General features: G+C 43.4%; 19 protein-coding genes. 8 read left to right on the top strand and 11 right to left on the bottom strand.

The features are described from left to right. Positions 1-72: 72 nt before the first annotated feature. Entirely contained in the window at positions 73-306 is a 234-nt protein-coding gene (locus tag KTR06_RS04485; protein ID WP_004306297.1) for a YecH family metal-binding protein, read from the bottom strand. Positions 307-378: 72 nt separating this feature from the next. After that, on the bottom strand, positions 379-1464 hold the full coding sequence (locus KTR06_RS04480; protein ID WP_009041150.1) for a metallophosphoesterase: 1086 nt from the start codon (positions 1462-1464) through the stop codon (positions 379-381). 196 nt (positions 1465-1660) lie between these two features. Between KTR06_RS04480 and KTR06_RS04475 the strand changes: the two genes are divergently transcribed. The 4 genes from KTR06_RS04475 to KTR06_RS04460 all read left to right on the top strand — a co-directional run bounded on the left by KTR06_RS04475 (position 1661) and on the right by KTR06_RS04460 (position 7108). Continuing rightward, positions 1661-2059, top strand: coding sequence for a hypothetical protein (locus KTR06_RS04475; protein ID WP_009041149.1), 399 nt, complete (start codon positions 1661-1663; stop codon positions 2057-2059). A gap of 124 nt (positions 2060-2183) precedes the next feature. Further along, positions 2184-4406 carry a TonB-dependent receptor gene (locus KTR06_RS04470; RefSeq protein ID WP_032849486.1) on the top strand — a complete coding sequence of 741 codons (2223 nt, stop codon included), beginning with the start codon at positions 2184-2186 and terminating at the stop codon, positions 4404-4406. A gap of 69 nt (positions 4407-4475) precedes the next feature. After that, positions 4476-4799 carry a heavy-metal-associated domain-containing protein gene (locus KTR06_RS04465; RefSeq protein ID WP_009041147.1) on the top strand — a complete coding sequence of 108 codons (324 nt, stop codon included), beginning with the start codon at positions 4476-4478 and terminating at the stop codon, positions 4797-4799. 98 nt (positions 4800-4897) lie between these two features. After that, positions 4898-7108: a cation-translocating P-type ATPase gene (locus KTR06_RS04460; protein ID WP_055236213.1), complete on the top strand. Its 2211-nt coding sequence runs from the start codon at positions 4898-4900 to the stop codon at positions 7106-7108. 180 nt (positions 7109-7288) lie between these two features. On the opposite strand, the gene KTR06_RS04455 is transcribed toward KTR06_RS04460, so the two are convergent. Then, positions 7289-8128, bottom strand: coding sequence for a helix-turn-helix domain-containing protein (locus KTR06_RS04455; RefSeq protein ID WP_004311631.1), 840 nt, complete (start codon positions 8126-8128; stop codon positions 7289-7291). Positions 8129-8194: 66 nt separating this feature from the next. Between KTR06_RS04455 and lipB the strand changes: the two genes are divergently transcribed. Next, complete coding sequence (gene lipB / locus KTR06_RS04450) at positions 8195-8878, top strand: lipoyl(octanoyl) transferase LipB (RefSeq protein ID WP_004311632.1); 684 nt, start codon at positions 8195-8197, stop codon at positions 8876-8878. Here lipB and KTR06_RS04445 read toward each other — a convergent pair. From KTR06_RS04445 to KTR06_RS04415, 7 genes are all read right to left on the bottom strand, one after another. After that, complete coding sequence (locus KTR06_RS04445) at positions 8835-9752, bottom strand: PorV/PorQ family protein (RefSeq protein ID WP_004311633.1); 918 nt, start codon at positions 9750-9752, stop codon at positions 8835-8837. The genes lipB and KTR06_RS04445 overlap by 44 nt on opposite strands. A gap of 2 nt (positions 9753-9754) precedes the next feature. Then, positions 9755-11311 carry an N-acetylmuramoyl-L-alanine amidase-like domain-containing protein gene (locus KTR06_RS04440; RefSeq protein WP_004311634.1) on the bottom strand — a complete coding sequence of 519 codons (1557 nt, stop codon included), beginning with the start codon at positions 11309-11311 and terminating at the stop codon, positions 9755-9757. 6 nt (positions 11312-11317) lie between these two features. Next, positions 11318-13306 carry an OPT family oligopeptide transporter gene (locus KTR06_RS04435; protein WP_004300419.1) on the bottom strand — a complete coding sequence of 663 codons (1989 nt, stop codon included), beginning with the start codon at positions 13304-13306 and terminating at the stop codon, positions 11318-11320. Between the two features lie 105 nt (positions 13307-13411). Then, entirely contained in the window at positions 13412-13807 is a 396-nt protein-coding gene (locus tag KTR06_RS04430) for a DUF1573 domain-containing protein (protein ID WP_004300420.1), read from the bottom strand. A gap of 97 nt (positions 13808-13904) precedes the next feature. Continuing rightward, on the bottom strand, positions 13905-14528 hold the full coding sequence (locus KTR06_RS04425; protein ID WP_004315891.1) for a DUF4923 family protein: 624 nt from the start codon (positions 14526-14528) through the stop codon (positions 13905-13907). Then, positions 14518-15123: a ribosome biogenesis GTP-binding protein YihA/YsxC gene (gene yihA / locus KTR06_RS04420; RefSeq protein ID WP_004315890.1), complete on the bottom strand. Its 606-nt coding sequence runs from the start codon at positions 15121-15123 to the stop codon at positions 14518-14520. The genes KTR06_RS04425 and yihA overlap by 11 nt, the downstream gene beginning before the upstream one ends. Before the next feature lie 11 nt (positions 15124-15134). After that, entirely contained in the window at positions 15135-16592 is a 1458-nt protein-coding gene (locus KTR06_RS04415; protein WP_141409194.1) for a sodium:solute symporter, read from the bottom strand. A 91-nt stretch (positions 16593-16683) separates the two neighbouring features. Here KTR06_RS04415 and recR point away from each other — a divergent pair, with 91 nt between their 5' ends. From recR to KTR06_RS04400, 3 genes are read left to right on the top strand one after another with little or no spacing between them, the layout of a single operon-like run. Next, on the top strand, positions 16684-17301 hold the full coding sequence (gene recR, locus KTR06_RS04410; protein WP_004306273.1) for a recombination mediator RecR: 618 nt from the start codon (positions 16684-16686) through the stop codon (positions 17299-17301). A 26-nt stretch (positions 17302-17327) separates the two neighbouring features. Next, the gene (locus tag KTR06_RS04405; protein ID WP_044131866.1) at positions 17328-17786 is read left to right on the top strand and encodes a hypothetical protein; all 459 of its coding nucleotides are present in this window, start codon (positions 17328-17330) and stop codon (positions 17784-17786) included. Next, complete coding sequence (locus KTR06_RS04400; RefSeq protein ID WP_004306269.1) at positions 17783-18319, top strand: GNAT family N-acetyltransferase; 537 nt, start codon at positions 17783-17785, stop codon at positions 18317-18319. Before KTR06_RS04405 ends, KTR06_RS04400 begins: the two co-directional genes overlap by 4 nt. 3 nt (positions 18320-18322) lie before the next feature. Here KTR06_RS04400 and KTR06_RS04395 read toward each other — a convergent pair whose 3' ends face one another. Then, positions 18323-18913, bottom strand: coding sequence for a YqgE/AlgH family protein (locus KTR06_RS04395; protein ID WP_009041138.1), 591 nt, complete (start codon positions 18911-18913; stop codon positions 18323-18325). Positions 18914-18919 lie beyond the last annotated feature (6 nt).

Here is an 18919-nt window from a genome sequence, read left to right as displayed (position 1 = left end):
CGGGCTAATAAAAACAGAAAAATTTGCAGCTATTTATCCTCTAAAACAGGATTGCCGGATACCATCCACACGTCAATGCTTGCAAACTTTAGTGATATCCACGGTGAATCCATCTTCAGCAGGCATAAATTTCCCTTTCATTTTCAGAAATTCGATAAGGGTATCTACATCCATGTTTTCTGCCGAGCAAGCATAAAAACGTTGCTGTGAGCCAAACTTCTTAATGATTGCTTCCCGCAATGATGATTCCGAGTAGCTATTTCCTTCCATCATGTGGAGGACTTCATGAGCATGTAATTGTTCCATAATCTTTTTTCTGCAAAGATAGGGCAGAGATTGCTTGGAAACTGTAACATATGTGACAAAACTGCATAATATTCATTGAAAATTGAAAATAACCATTTCACTATGCGTTCCTATTCTGAAGGGTGGTCCCCAAAGAGACAATCCGGAAGATACATACACGTGACTGTTTCCCCATTGGCGATAACCGTGGCTTTGCTCGAAGATATAATCGGTCACCCAATTAATAGGCCATATTTGTCCGTGGTGTGTATGCCCACTGAATTGCAGGTCGATGCCGGCAGCTTCCGTTTTTTCCAAATCAAAAGGTTGATGATCCAATAAAATGATAGGTTTGCTTTTATCGATATTCACCATTAACTCTTGCAGGGAATGACGCTTGCGGTTATGACGGTCATCACGTCCTATCAGTTGTATGCCGTTGGGAAGTGTAACTACTGAATCGCGCAATAATTGTATTTGAGTGCTTTTAATATATCGGATACTTTCATCGATACCGCTAATGTATTCGTGATTGCCGAGAACCATATAGATACCCATAGGAGCTTTCAAGTTAGCTAATTCTTCCGCCATATTCTCTGTATAAAGAGGTACGACGCTATTATCAATCAAGTCACCACTAATCAGTATCAGGTCGGGATGCTGCGCATTTATCATTTCCACATATTTTTTTAATGCGGCTTTCCCTGTGCCATTTCCCAAGTGAACATCGTTGATTGCGACGATTTTAATTGCTTGGGGAGTATCTTCATATCGTTTATTGGTTAAAATGCTGACTACATTGGTTTCCGGGTGATGATAGTTATATACCCCACATCCCAGCAATCCCAACGTGAACACTAAAGACAGATAGAACCTATATTTGTAGACAACTTTGAATAATTTCAAGATATCAAACAAAAGCAAGAATAATGCCATGTATAGAGTAAATATCAACCAACTTGTTCCAATGGTGTACATTGAATGGGAGATAAAGACAGGCATCTCAAGGTTACGAGTTAGCATCGTGCCGAAAAAGGATAAAGCACATATCCAGAATAAAACGGTCAGGAATATTTTTACTCCGAGAGATTTAACTTTCAGAGCTTGCTTTGCTCTGATAAATATGTAGGCATTACCTGCCAGATAAAGAGTGATAATGATGAGTAAATATGTAAGCATAGCGTTTACTTAAAAATCAGAGAATTTATTGGGGCAAAGATAGGTTTTATTGTTGAGTAAAAAGAGTTAATAGTGCTGATATGACTCTAAAATAGCCAAATAAAGGAAAGAGAATGTGTCTGTATCGGATTGATTGAATCTTAATTACGAAAAATTATAGGAAAATCTGTTTTTATTCTTATCTTTGTCCTCTGAAATGAAAAAACTAGCCTACATAACAGCACTTATCCTTTCTCTCCTGATTATCTATTCAGGAGGCGGAGTCTCTATTGTGCGTTATTGCTGTGCCCGTTGTGAGACAGTGCAGAGTTGCTGTGATTCAGGCTGTCCGAAGTGTAAAAAGTCTCATACTTGCGATTCAAAGAAAAACTGCAAAGAAAAAGGTTGTACGGTTACGATTTATAAGCTCGACCTGATGAAACACTCTACGGAACTGACCGTATCAGTTTTGGCAGTCGATCTTTTATGTGAGCATTTCTGCTATCTGCTGACTCCGACCTATGCGGATAAACCGGTAGAATTTGATAGTCTGACCTCTCCGCCACCTCTCTGCTCGAGGCAGAAGCTGGCGTTATATTCCACCTACATTATTTAGCCACTATTTCTTTCTTATTTAATCCTTTGCTTTCAATAGAACATGAAAGTAAAGCAGCACTGAATGCAACTAAGTTGCATGAGAAATGAATTAATTTTGTATCTCGAAAGTAACTTTAGAAAGAATGAAATATATGATAATAGGACTGTTCCTGTTATTTGCCGGCAATATATATGCGCAAGTACGGGGAACAGTGAAAGATAGTACCGGGGAGGCTATTCCGGGTGCCAATGTGTTCTGGATGAATACAGGACAAGGAGTGACAACCAAAGAGGATGGTAGTTTTTCTATCACTAAACCTTCCAAAAGCCACATGCTGATTGTCAGTTTTATCGGTTTTCAGAACGACACGATTCATGTGAGCAGTAAAAATCAACAACTGGATATTGTGCTTCGTGATGGAGTGGAACTGAATGAAGTAAATATTGTCACTCGTAAACTGGGAACGATGAAATTGCGCAGTAGCGTGATGAACGAAGACATGATAAGCAGTGCCGAATTGAGTAGAGCCGCTTGTTGTAATCTGGGTGAAAGTTTTGTGACGAACCCTTCAGTAGATGTGAGTTATTCCGATGCGGCAACAGGAGCCAAACAAATTAAATTGTTGGGGCTGTCCGGCACTTATGTGCAGATGTTGACGGAAAACATTCCGAATTATCGGGGAGCCGCCGCTCCTTATGGATTGGGATATGTCCCCGGTCCGTGGATGCAGAGCATACAGGTCTCCAAAGGAACATCTTCGGTGAAGAATGGTTATGAAGCCATCACAGGACAGATAAACGTAGAATTTAAGAAACCACAGTTGCCGGAAGCCGATTGGGTTTCTGCCAATCTTTTTGCAAGCACTACCAACAGGTATGAAGCCAATGCGGACGCTACATTGAAACTTTCCAAACGGTGGAGCACTTCCCTGCTGGCACATTACGAAAATGAGACCAAGGCGCATGATGGCAACGATGACGGATTTGTGGATATTCCGCAGGTAGAACAATATAATGTGTGGAATCGGTGGGCATATATGGGCGACCATTATGTTTTCCAGGCAGGTATCAAAGCCCTTTCTGAAACACGTACCAGCGGACAGGCCAATCACGGAGGGACAATGCACTCCGGTGATCTGTATAAAGTAGGGATTGATACGGAACGCTATGAATTCTTCACCAAGAACGCCTATATCTTTAATAAGGAGAAGAATACGAACCTGGCTTTGATTCTTTCCACCACTTTACACAATCAGGATGCTACGTATGGACGCAAACTGTATAATGTGGATCAAACCAACGTCTATGCTTCGCTGATGTTTGAAACGGAATTTAATCCGCAAAATAGTTTCTCCGCTGGATTGAGCTTCAATTATGACGCTTATGACCAACATTACCGTTTGGAAAATACAACGGACAATCCTCTCAAAGCCTTTGAAAAGGAAGCTGTTCCCGGTGCTTACGTGCAATATACGTTGAACCTGAATGATAAATGGATGGTAATGGCCGGTCTGCGTGGTGATTACAGTAACGAACATGGTTTCTTCGTGACTCCGCGTGCGCATCTTAAGTACAATCCGAATGATTATGTGAATTTCCGTCTTTCTGCCGGAAAAGGGTATCGTACCAATCATGTGTTGGCGGAAAACAACTACCTGCTTTCCAGCAGTCGTAAGGTGGAAATAGCAAAGAACCTGGATATGGAAGAAGCGTGGAATTACGGTGCCAGCGTCTCTACTTATATCCCTATATTCGGCAAAACGCTGAATGTGAATGCAGAATACTATTATACGGATTTCCTGAAACAAGTGATCGTAGATATGGATAGCAACCCCCATGAAGTAGCTTTCTACAATTTGGATGGACGCTCTTATTCGCATGTGTTCCAAGTGGAAGCAAGTTATCCTTTCTTCAAAGGATTCACCCTGACAGGTGCTTACCGGCTCACAGATGCAAAAACGACCTACAAAGGTGAACGAATGGAGAAACCGCTGACTAGCAAATATAAAGGACTACTCACGGCTTCTTACCAAACTCCGCTGGGAATATGGCAGTTTGACGCCACACTGCAACTGAATGGCGGCGGCAGGATGCCTACTCCTTATGAACTGGGAGACGGACAGTTGTCCTGGGAACGTCGTTATGGCAGTTTTGAACAGTTGAGTTTACAGGTGACCCGTTACTTCCGCCGCTGGTCTATCTACGTAGGAGGCGAGAACCTGACAAACTTCAAACAAAAGAATCCGATTATCGATGCGGCAAATCCCTGGGGGAACAACTTTGATTCTACCATGATTTGGGGACCGGTGCACGGAGCAAAAGGATATATCGGAATACGTTTTAACTTAGCTAGAAATAGTGAGTAAAAGCAGGAAATAGCGAATGAAAGAAACGATCGCATAATAAAGAATATTAATTTTAAACTGATAAGAAAAATGAGAACAAAAAGATGGATGGCCACTTGCGTGGTGGCTCTTTTGAGTGTAACAGCTGTATTGGCAAAAGATATTCGTGTTGTTGTATTTAAAGTGTCGCAGATGCACTGTGAGAAATGCGAAAAGAAAGTAAAGGACAATATGCGTTTTGAGAAAGGGTTGAAGGATATTTCGACCGAAGTAAAAACGAAAATGGTAACCATTACGTATGACGCTGAAAAAACGAATGTAAAGAAGTTGCAGGCAGGGTTTAATAAGTTCAGTTATGAAGCCGAATTTGTAAAAGAAACAAAGAAAGACAATCAGAAGGCTGATAAGAAGTAATTGAACAAATACCTGTATTAGCTTGTTTCTATAAACAAACAAGGGTTCTTCCCCAACTTCTTTTTCGAGAGGAGGGGAAGGCCGTAAACAATAATTATATGGGTAACACAACAAAAAAGGCATTTCCTGTGCTTAATATGCATTGTGCAGGATGTGCCAATAATGTAGAAAGAACAGTAAAAAAATTGCCGGGAGTCATTGAGGCTTCCGTTAATTTTGCTACCAATACATTGACCGTTTCTTATGAGAAAGAGCAGCTGACTCCCGGAGAGATTCGTGCGGCTGTGCTTGCGGCAGGTTATGATCTGATTGTGGAAGAAGCCCACAAAGAAGAACGCCGGGAAGAGGAACAGCATAAGCGTTACACTCGTTTGAAATGGAAGGTAATTGGAGCGTGGATTTTGGTAGTACCATTGTTGGTATATTCCATGATACTGATGCATGTGCCATACTCTAATGAGATTCAAATGGTACTTGCTATCCCTGTTATGGTCTTTTTCGGAGGTGGTTTCTTCACCGGAGCCTGGAAACAGGCTAAATTAGGACGGAGCAATATGGATACTTTGGTTGCTCTTAGTACTTCCATTGCTTTTCTGTTCAGTCTGTTCAACACTTTCTTCCCCGAATTCTGGTATGACCGCGGATTGGAACCGCATGTCTATTATGAGGCTTCTGCGGTGATTATCGCTTTCGTCCTTACCGGAAAGTTGATGGAGGAACGTGCCAAAGGAAATACCTCGACAGCTATCCGTAAGTTGATGGGAATGCAGCCTAAAGCGGCTCGTGTTCTGCGCAATGGAGTGGAGGAGGAGATCCTGATTGAAAAACTTCAGGTAGGTGATTTGGTGGTTGTACGCCCGGGAGAGCAAATACCTGTGGACGGTCAGCTTTCCGAAGGCGACTCGTATGTCGATGAAAGTATGATTAGCGGTGAACCGGTTCCGGTAGAAAAGAAGAAAGGTGATAAAGTATTGGCGGGAACGATCAACCAGCGTGGCTCATTTATCATTCGTGCCGCACAGGTAGGCAGTGAAACCGTGCTTGCCCGTATTATCGCTATGGTGCAGGAAGCACAGGGCAGCAAAGCTCCCGTGCAACGCATTGTCGATCGTATTACGGGGATTTTTGTACCTGTCGTATTGGGCATTGCCATTCTGACATTTGTATTGTGGGTCACCATTGGTGGTAGTGAATATATTTCTTATGGTATTTTGTCGGCTGTTTCTGTTCTTGTCATTGCTTGTCCATGTGCTTTGGGGCTTGCTACACCTACTGCGTTGATGGTGGGTATAGGTAAAGCTGCCAGCCAGCATATTCTGATTAAAGATGCAGTGGCTTTGGAACAAATGCGCAAAGTAGATGTCGTTGTTCTGGATAAAACGGGAACACTGACTGAAGGACATCCTACAGCTACCGGATGGTTATGGGCGCAGTCGCAGGAACCACATTTCAAAGATGTACTTTTAGCTGCGGAAATGAAATCGGAGCATCCGCTTGCCGGCGCTATTGTCTCTGCGCTTCAGGACGAAGAAAAAATAAAACCTGCCGCGTTGGATAGCTTTGAAAGCATTACGGGAAAAGGAATCAAAGCCTCGTATGAGGGACATACTTACTGGGTAGGCAGTCATAAACTCCTGAAAGATTTCAGTGCGACAGTAAGCGATGTGATGGCTGAAATGCTGGTTCACTATGAATCGGACGGTAACGGCATCATTTACTTTGGACGTGAAAACGAGTTGTTGGCTATCATTGCTGTTTCCGACCCGATAAAGGCTACTTCTGCCGAAGCAGTGAAGGAACTGAAACGTCAAGGGATTGACATCTGTATGCTGACGGGGGACGGACAACGGACTGCACTAGCCGTTTCTTCCCGTTTAGGAATCGAACGTTTTGTTGCCGACGCTCTACCGGACGATAAGGCCGAATTTGTACGTGAGCTTCAAATGCAGGGAAAGAAGGTTGCGATGGTGGGCGATGGTATCAATGATTCGCAGGCACTGGCATTGGCTGACGTCAGCATTGCTATGGGAAAAGGAACTGATATTGCTATGGACGTGGCTATGGTGACTTTGATGACATCGGACTTGTTGCTGCTTCCTAAAGCCTTCCAGTTGTCAAAGCAGACAGTCAAACTGATTCATCAGAACCTTTTCTGGGCGTTTATTTACAACCTGATCGGTATTCCTATTGCTGCCGGTATCTTGTTCCCGCTGAATGGTTTGTTATTGAATCCGATGCTGGCAAGTGCCGCAATGGCGTTCTCCAGCGTGAGTGTAGTGCTCAATTCGTTGAGCTTGGGAAGAAAATAAGAAACGAACCATAAAAAGACAGGAACCTGTAAGCAGTAAATGCTGAATGGTAAGCTGTAATATTTATGAACAGTGAACAACAAATAATAGACGGTGAATACTTTGCGGATAATGCGCAATTTATTCACCGTTCATTGTTTTACAACTCACCATTTATGTTTTCATCGTTCTTCGTGAAAATTATCTGTTTCTAAATTCCAATGGCGTCATTCCTACATATCGTCTGAAATACTTGCCAAAGAAAGAGGCACTGGGGAAGTTTAGAGAATATGCTATTTCTTGGATAGTCATATTGGTTCCTTTCAGTTTGGCTTTAGCATCCATAATGACAATATATGCAATAGTGTCCAATACACTTTTACCTGTCACTTGTCTTACTGTCGTACTTAAATGTTGAAGAGATATTCCTAGTTTATCTGCGTAGAATTGTGCACGACGTTCGTTTTTATAATTCTCGGTGATAACATGAATCAGTTCCCGGCAGATTTCTTTTTTTCGATTCGAACTACCGTTTTCACCCGGAAATTTATGATATATCAATCGTATGCTTGTCAGGATGGTCTGAAGAGACAATTCAACCAATTCAGAATCCATTTCGAAGTTCTCATTGCAACTGGCCCGTGATAATAGAGCAAAATAGTCTTTCAGATAACTGGCTACCTCTTCATTAAGAGGAACCACCGGCTGTTCTATCAGTTTGGGATATGCGTTACCAATATTCTTCATCAGGTTGATTCGTCCGGCGCAATGTGCGGAAAAGCCGGCAAAGCAAAGGCATACCTTTTCTGTTCTCTCCCGAAACTGAATGATTGTTCCCGGTAACAGAGTTATCAGGTCATTAGGACGAATCTCATAATCAAGCAGATTGATGGAGGCTTTCATCGAACCTTCGGTACAGATGGCAACAATACATGCTTGCAACCGGCAAGATTGCTTGTAAATATTGAGAATGTCTTCTGTTACATTCGTCCATGCTAATACTTCGGTAGGCAAGTCTACCTGTGGAAAGTCCATTTTCATAGTTGTGTTTGTTATATTGGGCCAACAAATGTACGCATTTTCTTTTTATTTCTTACCTTTGTTTTTATGAAAACATTTTTTATTGATTGGAATTTGATACCATACGCCGAAGCATGGCAACGGCAGACAGAATGGTTTGATAACATTGTCCGGGCAAAAGTTCAGGGCGAGAGTTATGAAAACCGTATTGTGATGTGCGAACATCCCCATGTTTATACATTAGGACGTAGCGGGAAAGAAAATAATATGTTGTTGAGTGATGAACAACTGAAAGCAATTGATGCCACCCTTTATCATATTGATCGGGGAGGGGACATTACTTATCATGGTCCGGGACAATTGGTATGTTATCCGATATTAAACCTGGAAGAATTTCAGTTAGGATTGAAAGAGTACGTGCATTTGCTGGAAGAAGCGGTGATTCGGGTATGTGCTTTTTATGGCATTGAGGCCGGACGTTTGGAGAAAGCGACAGGAGTCTGGTTGGAAGGTGATACGCCTCGTGCGCGTAAGATTTGTGCTATCGGAGTGAGAAGCAGTCATTATGTCACGATGCATGGACTGGCTCTGAATGTGAATACCGATTTACGTTATTTCAGTTATATCCACCCTTGCGGATTTATAGATAAAGGCGTCACTTCTCTTCGTCAGGAATTAAAGCACGATGTGCCGATGGACGAAGTGAAGCAACGCCTCGAAGAGGAGCTTAGAAAACTATTCCAACTCCCAGTTGCCAGGTGCGGCGCATAAAGCAATCTTTATCAGCCAAGGCGTATGAGAAGTCTGCACGTATCGGCCAGAAGTTTATTCCGCAGCCTAGGGTGCCGTAGTTGCCCGCTCCTTTGTCTTTGTCTCCGAAATGATATCCCGCACGGACAACACCATATTTCAGGAAATTATATTCAGCTCCTATGCCAGCCTGGAGATGACGGATTTCAGAGGGGAGCAGATAGTTGAAGTCGAGAGCCACTTGCAAACGGTTTTCTATGCTGAATGGCAGGTCGATTGTACCTCCCAATCCTAATCTGGCGGGTAACTTTTGTCCGTCCAGCTTTTTACCTAAGTTGGCAGCTTGGAAACCAATGCTCCAGGAAGCCATTTCGTCCAATAGAGCCATATTGCGATAGTAGGTCGCGCCGAAGTCCAGACAAACGCTATTCTTGCTGTCTGCGTTTTCCGCGGCTTTGGCTTGCAGGTATCTGAACGTTAATGAAAGAGACAGATTTTTGGCTACATTTCTGAAATAAGCAGCTTCTAAATCCCAGATATGAGGACGGTAATCGAATACCTTAGGATCTTTGAAATGCCGGAAACCTACAGCAAATCCATGTATGCCTTCCCTTCCGATCCGGTAGAAAAGAGAGGCGCTATGTAGCGCATAATCTTGGTTGATCTTAGCGTATGAATAACTCGCACCCATCACTTCTTGTGAGAAAGCGATGGTAGAAGCATTATGAAAAATAGCTGTACTACCGTTATCGGTGGTAGCTAATCCTGTACCTGCCATACCTGCCGATTGGGCGTCCGGAGTAAGTTCCAGAAAATAGGCGCTTGCCATTTCTTGTGCTCCCAGCAAAGTGGGGAATAAGCACGAGGCGAGAAGGAAATGTTTTACTCGTTTCATAATCAGTTATTTTTAGAGTGAGACATCCGGACAACACGTATGCCTGTCCACGATTTATTGTTGTTTAGCATGTGATTGAGAGGTTCGTCGCTGACAACTACTTTTCCCAATGTAGAAGAAGCGTGCAGCAGGTGCAGTTTTCCCTCTTTATATTCTGCTATTCCCACATGAGCAATGTCCAGTCCGGGCATCTTCGTTGTAATAGCAATAATGTCTCCATTCATGATCCAGGGCAATCCGGCTTCCGGCAGTTCGCTTTTCGGCAACCAATGTACGACTTTTCCGGAGATTGCTTTTTCATATTCGGCCATTTGTCGTACATTTTCCGGCGAATCAGCCAATTTTTTATATTGCTTGGGATGGGTAGACATATACGAAAGAGAGATTTTCTGGGTATGCGCACTGTTTTTGGCAGTAATGTCGGTGAGGAATCCGTGGCGGATTCCGTTCTCTATCCATTCGGAAGTATAATGCAACCGGGAAGGATAACCGTTGATGATGCCGTCCCGATAACGTATTTTTTGCAGATTGTCGGCAAAGGAAGAGCCGAGTGCCTGTGCCAACGTGTATTCTACGAAAGTGAGGCAATCTACGGCATCAGTCCGGATCACTAATGATTCTTCTCCGTCTTGATCTAATGTGTTAGCCACGTATTTAGTTCCCAGGTAAGATTTCCCGATTCGTAACATGGGTTCGGGGTTTTCCGGGAATACAACGCCGTCGCGCAACCATTTCTCCAATTCCTGTGTCCATTGTTGCTTATATTTAAAATGATCCTGAAATCCCCAGCCATGTCCTCCGGTAGGATAAACATGGAGAGTTGCCGGAACCTTGTTTTTCTGTAAAGCAAGGTAATAGTTTACTCCGTGGTAAGGTGCTACGGAAGGGTCGTCGGAGGTAAGAGCGATAAATGCTTGTGGAGTATCGGGCGTTACTTGCAATTCGGCGGAAAACTTCTGTATTTGTTCCATTGTTGGATTTTTGCCTAGCAATGCAGTTCTTGTATTTCCACGGGTGACTTGCATCATCGTAACCACCGGATAAAGTAATATCTGAAAGTCCGGACGTGTTTCCGAATTGTAGTGAGTGGCGAGTGTAGCAGTTAAATGTCCTCCCGCAGAGGCTCCCATTAATCCTACCTTGTAAGGGTCGACATTCCATTCTTTGGCATGTTGGCGTACCATGCGAATGGCTTGTTCGGCGTCTGATACGGGGACTTCCCAATGTCCGTTCGGCATCCGGTATTTTAATACTATATAGGTAATACCTTGTCCGCAGAACCAGGGAGCCATATCATACCCCTCTCCATCCATACCCAGTCCACGATACCCGCCTCCGGGACACATGATAATAGCCATTCCATTCGGCTTTTCCGGGTGGTAGACCGTCAGGGTGGGATGCGTGACATTCGTGACAAAATGAGGACGCGTTTCCTGCTCCTCTCCGGTTAGTCCACTGGAGTTGGGAGCACCGTCGGGCCACAAAGGTAGCTCGACGGGCTGCTGCGCAAATGATATGGCAGTTACAAGTGATACTATAATGGATAATAGTCTCCTCATAATGATTTATTTAACTTTCATTGAAGCCTTTATAAAGTAAAGAATCAGTAAGGCATACGCTCCTAATGCCAACACTTCTGACCAAGTATTGTTCAACCATGCCTCATTAACCAGATTGATTCCACCAAAGCGCATCGCGGCACTGATTACTCCCATCAATGCACCTCCGGCAATGAAACCGGATGCCAGTAAAGTTCCTTTTTCACCTCTTTCCGTATTCAGAGATGCATCTTTGCTACGTGTTGTAACAAACCAATTCACTGCTCCACCCACTACCAGCGGCACATTCAGTTCCAATGGAATAAACATACCCAATGCGAAAGCTAATGCAGGAATTTTACAAAGAGTCAGAATAATAGCTAAGACAGCACCAATGCCATATAGCAACCAGGGTGCACCTACACCGCTCATCAGCGGTTCGATAACGGCCGCCATCGCATTTGCTTGCGGAGCAGCCAATGCGCCACTTGTAAATCCGTATGTCTTATTCAGGATAATCATTACACCGCCTACTGTTGCAGCCGATACGATTGTTCCCAAGAACTTCCATGTTTCCTGTTTGGCAGGCGTACTTCCGAGCCAGTAACCAATTTTCAAGTCGGTGATAAAACCTCCTGCCATCGACAGTGCGGTGCATACTACACCACCCATAACCAATGCGGCAACCATGCCCGAAGGACCTTTCAGTCCGACAGCTACCATCACTACGGAAGCCAATATCAGTGTCATCAATGTCATTCCCGAAACCGGATTAGTACCAACAATCGCAATGGCATTAGCTGCTACTGTGGTGAACAGGAAAGAGATGCCGGCAACCAGAACAATGGCTACCAATGTATGCAACAGATTCCCTTGCATGACATCAAGATAGAAGAATAATACGATTAAGATCAGTGTGATGATGGAACCGATGGCGATAATCTTCATAGAAAGATCCCGTTGGGTACGGATAATGCTTTTCTCTACATTTCCTTTACCACCCATCTCTTTGGCTGCCAGCCCGACAGCACTCTTGATGATGCTCCAGGAACGGATAATACCGATCACGCCTGCCATGGCGATACCACCGATACCGATGCTCTTGGCATAATATTTGAATATTTCTTCCGGGCTCATCATACCTACGGTAGAGGTGATTTCCGGATTCCATGCATTCAGTACACTGTCACCCCAGATAGCAGACATTCCCGGAATGATAATCCACCACACAGCCAGTGAACCGGCACAAATGATGGAAGCATATTTCAGTCCGACGATATATCCCAAACCAAGCACAGCGGCACCGGTGTTTACCTTGAATACTAATTTTGCCTTTTCTGCCAGCATTTCTCCGGCACTGCAAACACGGGTAGTAAAATTCTCGTTCCACCATCCGAATGTCGCTACGATGAAGTCATATAATCCACCGATCATACCTGCCATCAATAACGGTTTGGCCTGGCTGCCGCCTTTTTCGCCGGAGATCAACACCTGTGTAGTGGCTGTTGCTTCCGGGAAAGGATATTTTCCATGCATGTCACTGACGAAGTATTTACGGAAAGGAATCAGGAATAGAATACCCAATACGCCACCCAATAAAGAGCTGATGAATACCTGCATGAAGGTAACCGTCATCTCGGGATATTTAGCTTGGAGAATATAAAGAGCGGGGAGGGTGAAGATCGCTCCGGCAACGATTACTCCGGAACAAGCTCCGATAGACTGGATAATCACATTTTCGCCCAACGCATTTTTTCTTTTGGCAGCTCCGGAAACTCCTACGGCAATGATCGCAATTGGAATAGCTGCTTCAAATACCTGTCCGACCTTCAACCCCAGATAGGCAGCGGCGGCCGAAAAAAGGATTGCCATGGCAATACCCCATGCTACTGACCAGATATTAACTTCCGGATAATTTTTAGAGGGACCCATCAACGGGTTGTACACTTCCCCGGGTTTCAACTCTCTGAACGCATTCTCGGGTAACCCGGTGAATTTGTCTTCTTCTTGTTTCATAGTTTTTATAATTTGCTAATGTGTTAATTTACATTTCCGTCCTCAAAGTAAACAAAAAAAAAGGAGAACCGAAAGATTCTCCTTTATGTAATAGTCTATTTTTTCCTACTTTGCATCTTTTGCTGTCATATCGCCTTCGATATACAATCTTACCATCTCTGTTTTGGCGTTGGTACGCAAGGTGATTGATTTTTTGAAATGTCCCGGATATTTGCCTGTTCCGTTATAAGTCACCTTGATTGTTCCCTTTTTGCCCGGCATGATGGGTTCCTTTGTATATTCGGGTACTGTACATCCGCAAGAGGCTACAGCCTGATGGATCACCAGCGGGGCATCGCCGATATTAGTAAAGGTAAATGTGCAACTGACAACCGGGCTGTTTTCAGAAAACTTACCGAAATCGTGAGTTGTTTTGTCAAACTTGATATCTGCATTTGTTTGTGCAAATGCAAAGCTTACGCCCATTACTAACAGCGTCATTAAAAAAAGTATCTTTTTCATTTTTCCTTCTCTTTTTGATTACAAACGACAAAGATAATGCTTTTCCCCTAAAATATACTTTATGGAGTGCGAAATAGTATTAAACGATTCTCTTTTGCTATTTTGAGAGCTGGAATCCGAGCATCATTCCATCGTAATTTTCGGCCAGTGAACTAACTGTTTTCAGTGCGGTACTGCTACTTTTGCTACCGATGAAAGCCATTAATTTCAACAGTTTGTCCGAGTTGAACAGTAACTCCAGTGAGCTGGAACTGCAATTTACTTTAGCGTGCAGATTCAGAAGTTTCAAATACTTCAAATCAACTTGTTTGGTTGAAGCATTGTAGGAGTAAGTGCCTTTCAATGTTTTCTTGCCCACCGTGCTGGTGAAAGTACTGTCGGCATTGAAAGTGAAACTCATCTGGCCGTCTTTAATACCTATTTTGCTTAATTGTTCGTTCAGCTTATTTTCAGCCATAGTAGCTGCGGCAGCTCCGCCTGCTTTCATTAGTAAGTTATCCGATTCGAACTCTACCGCCGAACCTTTGTAGCTCCATGTTCCGGTCATGTCGATAGATTCGGTGGTTCCGGTGATGGCATTTACTACTTTTGAAATGTTGTCCTTATTTAATAAGTCGGACCATGATTGCGCCTGGCTGTTAGTTGCCGTTAGCATAAATACTGCCAAAAAGGCAATAGATAAAAAACTCTTTTTCATTTTCATTCTTCTTTCATTTAACATTGAGATCCTTGTTTATGTTTTCTATGTAATTGAGTATATCAACACGTCCTGTGCGGTCTTCCGAGGAAGATACGAAGTGAGGAGGGAGCTCTTCCCATTGTTTGCCCAACTCACGTAAATAGGCATTGATATTCATTTTTAAACGTCCACCTTTTAGCTTGTCGGCTTTGGTAAAGATGATAGAGAAGGGGATACCGTTCTCGCCCAGCCATTCCATAAACTCGAGGTCTATTTTTTGAGGTTCCAGCCGGCTGTCTATCAGGACAAAGAGGTTGGTCATTTGTTCCCGTTCCAAGATATAATCTTCGATTATGGTGCGTATCTGGTCTTTCCCTTTTTGTCCGCGTCGGGCATAGCCATATCCCGGAAGGTCGACGAGATACCAATTCTTATTGATAAGGAAGTGGTTGATTAACATCGTTTTTCCCGGAGTAGAAGAGGTCATGGCCAGACCTTTACGGCTGGTCAACATATTGATAAGACTCGATTTTCCCACATTCGAACGGCCTATAAAGGCATATTCCGGGAAAATACCGGCCGGGCATTTCTTCACGTCCGTATTGCTAATCACAAATTCAGCACTTGTTATTTCCATTTTCTTGTCATTTATTTCTTTGTAACATCGTTTTTCCCTTTTTTAGACATGCAGATTAACCCCGCAAAGGTAAGCGTTCCATTTAACATTAGCAATTCATAACCGAATTTATATCCGGTTTCTTTTCCAATCCACCAGTCGGCAAGATAGCAGAGCAGGGGTGAAAAGATGGCTATGAGAGGAACCCACCGGTCGTTCGTTTGCCTGCGTGTAAAAAGTCCGAAAGCAAACATTCCGAGCAGGGGGCCGTATGTGTAGGAGGCGATGATATATATGGCGTCAATAACGCTCTTATTATTAAGTATTTCTACCAGGCAGATGAAGAATGCCAATAAGACTGATAACGATAAATGCACTTTGCCTCTTTTGCGACGTGCCGTTTCTTCTGTGTCTTTTTCCGTATTCAGCAGGTCTACGCATACACTGGTTGTCATGGCTGTCAGGGCGGAATCCGAGTTGCTGAAAGCTGCTGCGATAATGCCGATTGTAAAAAGTACCAATACGGATTGTCCCAGATAACCTTGGGCTGCAAACATGGGCAGTATATCATCATTCATGGCTGGCAGTTCGAGTTGCATCTGTCCCGCTAGCGCTATCAATAGAATTCCCAAGCATAGAAAAAGGAAATTTAGCGGAATGAATGAGAAACCGTAGCAGTACATGTTTTTTTGTGCTTCCCGGAGGTTCCGGCAAGAAAGATTCTTTTGCATCATATCCTGATCCAGTCCGGTCATTACGATGACGATGAAGATACCACTGAAAAACTGTTTGAAGAAGTTCTGTCGGGATATCCAGTCGTCAAATACAAAAATACGGCTGTGTTCGCTGTTTTGGATTGTTTGCACAATGCCGCTGAAATTAAGGTCTAATCTTTGGATTGTAAAATAGATGATAAAAATCAGAGCGGCAATCAGGCAAAATGTTTGTAAGGTATCTGTCCACACGATGGTCTTTATTCCGCTTTTATGGGTATATATCCATACCAATGCAACCGAACCGACAGCAATCAGCCAAAAGGGGACGTGCATTTCCTGAAATACATACGTATGGAGAATGAGGCATACCAGATAAAGTTTGGCTGCGGTTCCCAACATGCGTGACAGCAGAAAGAAAAAGGAACCGGTGCGATAGGCGTGCACTCCGATGCGGGTGCCGAGGTATCCGTAGATACTTGTCAGATTCAATTTATAATATAAAGGAAGTAAGATATGGGCTACAGCCATGTATCCGAAGAAAAATCCGAGTACCGTTTGCATATACGTCATATCCATTCCGCGCACCATTCCCGGTACAGAGACGAAAGTGACTCCGGAGATAGAGGCGCCAATCATTCCAAAAGAGACTATGTACCAAGGTGATTGGTTCTCTCCCTTGAAGAATGCTGCATTTGATCCTCCCTTACGTCCGGTGATACGGGCTATTAGTAATAATACCGCGAAGTAGCAAAGAATAGTGACTAGTATCATCATAACAGATGCAAAGGTAGCAATTTTTGTAGGTATTAAAAACAATAATCTGTATCTTTGCAAGGTTTTATCGATAGAACAGCAAATATTATCTATGAACCAACAATATCCTTCTATACTGCTTGAAAAGGCAGTCGGCGAATTTTCCAAACTTCCGGGTATCGGGCGTAAGACGGCTATGAGGCTTGTTCTGCATCTGCTCCGTCAGGATACGGCTACGGTGGAAGCTTTCGGAAATTCTATCATAACATTGAAACGTGAAGTGAAATACTGCAAAGTGTGTCATAATATATCCGATACTGAAACTTGCCAGATTTGTGCTAATCCGCAACGGGATGCTTCCACTGTCTGTGTGGTGGAAAATATCCGTGATGTAATGGCGGTAGAGGCAACCCAGCAGTATCGCGGGCTTTATCACGTTTTGGGAGGAGTCATTTCTCCAATGGACGGAGTCGGACCGAGTGACCTTCAAATTGAAAGCCTGGTGCAGCGGGTGGCTGAAGGTGGAATCAAAGAAGTTATTTTGGCGTTGAGCACTACGATGGAGGGCGATACTACCAACTTCTACATCTATCGCAAGCTGGATAAACTAGGGGTTAAACTAAGTGTGATAGCCCGTGGCATATCGGTTGGTGATGAACTTGAATATGCCGATGAAGTGACTTTAGGACGCAGCATTGTGAACCGGACGCTTTTTACCGGAACTGTATAATCATTATTAATCATTTAAGAACGAACATGGAAGAACAGATAAAACGAGCTGTCAGAAATTTGAATATCAGTTATGTTTTCTTTTGGGTGCTCCCGGCATTTTTGCTTGGGGCAGGAGAGTTTGAACTCTTTCCCGTAGGAGGTTTGGTAGATAACGCACCGGCTATCTACTATTTTGAGACGGTCGGCATTTTGCTTACTGCTTTGTGTGTGCCTCTTTCTCTCAAATTATATAGCTTGGTGCTTAAGAAAAAGATAGATCACATGACTATCACACTTGCCTTGAAGCGATATGTGCAATGGAACATTGTTCGCTTGGGAGTGCTTGAAGTAGCTATTGTGGTGAACCTTTTGTGTTACTACCTGACGTTGAGCAGCACGGGTAACCTCTGTATGCTGATTGGCCTCACGGCGTCACTTTTCTGCCTGCCCAGTGAGAAGAGATTGCGTAACGAACTTCACATTGCAAAAGAAGAAAAGCTATGAGACAGTCCTTCTTGATGAACGATCGTATCTATCTTCGTGCGGTAGAACCGGAAGATATGGATATAATGTATGAGATGGAAAATGATCCTTCGATGTGGGACATCAGTAACTTTACAGTTCCATACTCCCGTTACGTATTGCGCCAATATATTGAAGGTTCGCAGTGTGATGTGTTTGCGGATAAGCAATTACGTTTGATGATGGTACGCAAATCCGACCAGTGTATCCTTGGTACGATTGATATTACGGATTTCGTTCCCCTTCATTCGCGGGGAGAAGTAGGAATTGCCGTGCATAAGGATTATCGGCAGCAAGGGTATGCCACCGACGCATTGAAGCTGCTTTGTGAATATGCTTTTGATTTTCTGTCTTTAAGTCAGCTTTATGCACATGTCACGACAGATAATGACGTTTGTGTAAAGCTGTTCACGTCTTGTGGCTTCGTTCAATGCGGATTATTGAAAAACTGGCTGCAAGTGGAGGGCTGCTACAAAGATGCATTGCTCCTCCAATGTTTGAATCCTAAGAAATAAATATTAGTTGAGAGTAGGCACTTGTGGGAAGCGTGACCACGTTTCGTACTTGCTGCCTAGCTTCTCTAAAGCAGTCCGCCACATATCCTTGATATTGTTTTTCATCAGATATGATTTTTCTTCTTCAGACACCAGCCATGTGTTTTCTCTGATTTCGTTATTTAACTGTTCGCTGTCCCATCCGGAATACCCCAGGAAGAAACGGATACATTCGCTGATTTTATTCCCTTGTAATATATATTTCTTTATTTCATCAAAATCTCCATTCAGATAAAGTCCTTTGCTGATAGAGATAGAGTCGGGGATGTCTGATAGTGTATGGAGGTAAAATAAAGTATCAGTGGCAATCGGTCCACCCTTGTATAGAGGAATCTCGTCCAGATATTTAAATTCCATGATGATATCGTTCAGGAATAATGGCAGTTGTTTGTTGATAACCAATCCCATACTTCCTTCGTCCGTATGATCGACCAGTAAAATTACGGACCTGCCAAACGTTGCGTCACGCAGAAAAGGTTCAGATATTAAAATCCTTCCTCTTGATGGTAACACATTATTCGATTGAATCTTAAATATGTCAGAGTCGATATTCATGCCACT

Origin of the sequence: Bacteroides sp. MSK.20.12, assembly GCF_019052435.1 — a bacterium.
In the GTDB taxonomy this organism is placed as follows: domain Bacteria; phylum Bacteroidota; class Bacteroidia; order Bacteroidales; family Bacteroidaceae; genus Bacteroides; species Bacteroides xylanisolvens.
Note: the sequence above shows the minus strand (reverse complement) of the source record. Positions and strands in the feature narration are given on the sequence as shown.

Coding starts and splice junctions, on each gene's coding strand:
- KTR06_RS04460 (WP_055236213.1), top strand. CDS start 4,898: ATGGGTAACACAACAAAAAAGGCATTTCCTGTGCTTAATATGCATTGT.
- KTR06_RS04470 (WP_032849486.1), top strand. CDS start 2,184: ATGAAATATATGATAATAGGACTGTTCCTGTTATTTGCCGGCAATATA.
- KTR06_RS04400 (WP_004306269.1), top strand. CDS start 17,783: ATGAGACAGTCCTTCTTGATGAACGATCGTATCTATCTTCGTGCGGTA.
- KTR06_RS04430 (WP_004300420.1), bottom strand. CDS start 13,807: ATGAAAAAGATACTTTTTTTAATGACGCTGTTAGTAATGGGCGTAAGC.
- KTR06_RS04455 (WP_004311631.1), bottom strand. CDS start 8,128: ATGAAAATGGACTTTCCACAGGTAGACTTGCCTACCGAAGTATTAGCA.
- lipB (WP_004311632.1), top strand. CDS start 8,195: ATGAAAACATTTTTTATTGATTGGAATTTGATACCATACGCCGAAGCA.
- KTR06_RS04435 (WP_004300419.1), bottom strand. CDS start 13,306: ATGAAACAAGAAGAAGACAAATTCACCGGGTTACCCGAGAATGCGTTC.
- KTR06_RS04440 (WP_004311634.1), bottom strand. CDS start 11,311: ATGAGGAGACTATTATCCATTATAGTATCACTTGTAACTGCCATATCA.
- KTR06_RS04475 (WP_009041149.1), top strand. CDS start 1,661: ATGAAAAAACTAGCCTACATAACAGCACTTATCCTTTCTCTCCTGATT.
- recR (WP_004306273.1), top strand. CDS start 16,684: ATGAACCAACAATATCCTTCTATACTGCTTGAAAAGGCAGTCGGCGAA.
- KTR06_RS04415 (WP_141409194.1), bottom strand. CDS start 16,592: ATGATGATACTAGTCACTATTCTTTGCTACTTCGCGGTATTATTACTA.
- KTR06_RS04425 (WP_004315891.1), bottom strand. CDS start 14,528: ATGTTAAATGAAAGAAGAATGAAAATGAAAAAGAGTTTTTTATCTATT.
- yihA (WP_004315890.1), bottom strand. CDS start 15,123: ATGGAAATAACAAGTGCTGAATTTGTGATTAGCAATACGGACGTGAAG.
- KTR06_RS04465 (WP_009041147.1), top strand. CDS start 4,476: ATGAGAACAAAAAGATGGATGGCCACTTGCGTGGTGGCTCTTTTGAGT.
- KTR06_RS04445 (WP_004311633.1), bottom strand. CDS start 9,752: ATGAAACGAGTAAAACATTTCCTTCTCGCCTCGTGCTTATTCCCCACT.
- KTR06_RS04480 (WP_009041150.1), bottom strand. CDS start 1,464: ATGCTTACATATTTACTCATCATTATCACTCTTTATCTGGCAGGTAAT.
- KTR06_RS04395 (WP_009041138.1), bottom strand. CDS start 18,913: ATGAATATCGACTCTGACATATTTAAGATTCAATCGAATAATGTGTTA.
- KTR06_RS04485 (WP_004306297.1), bottom strand. CDS start 306: ATGGAACAATTACATGCTCATGAAGTCCTCCACATGATGGAAGGAAAT.
- KTR06_RS04405 (WP_044131866.1), top strand. CDS start 17,328: ATGGAAGAACAGATAAAACGAGCTGTCAGAAATTTGAATATCAGTTAT.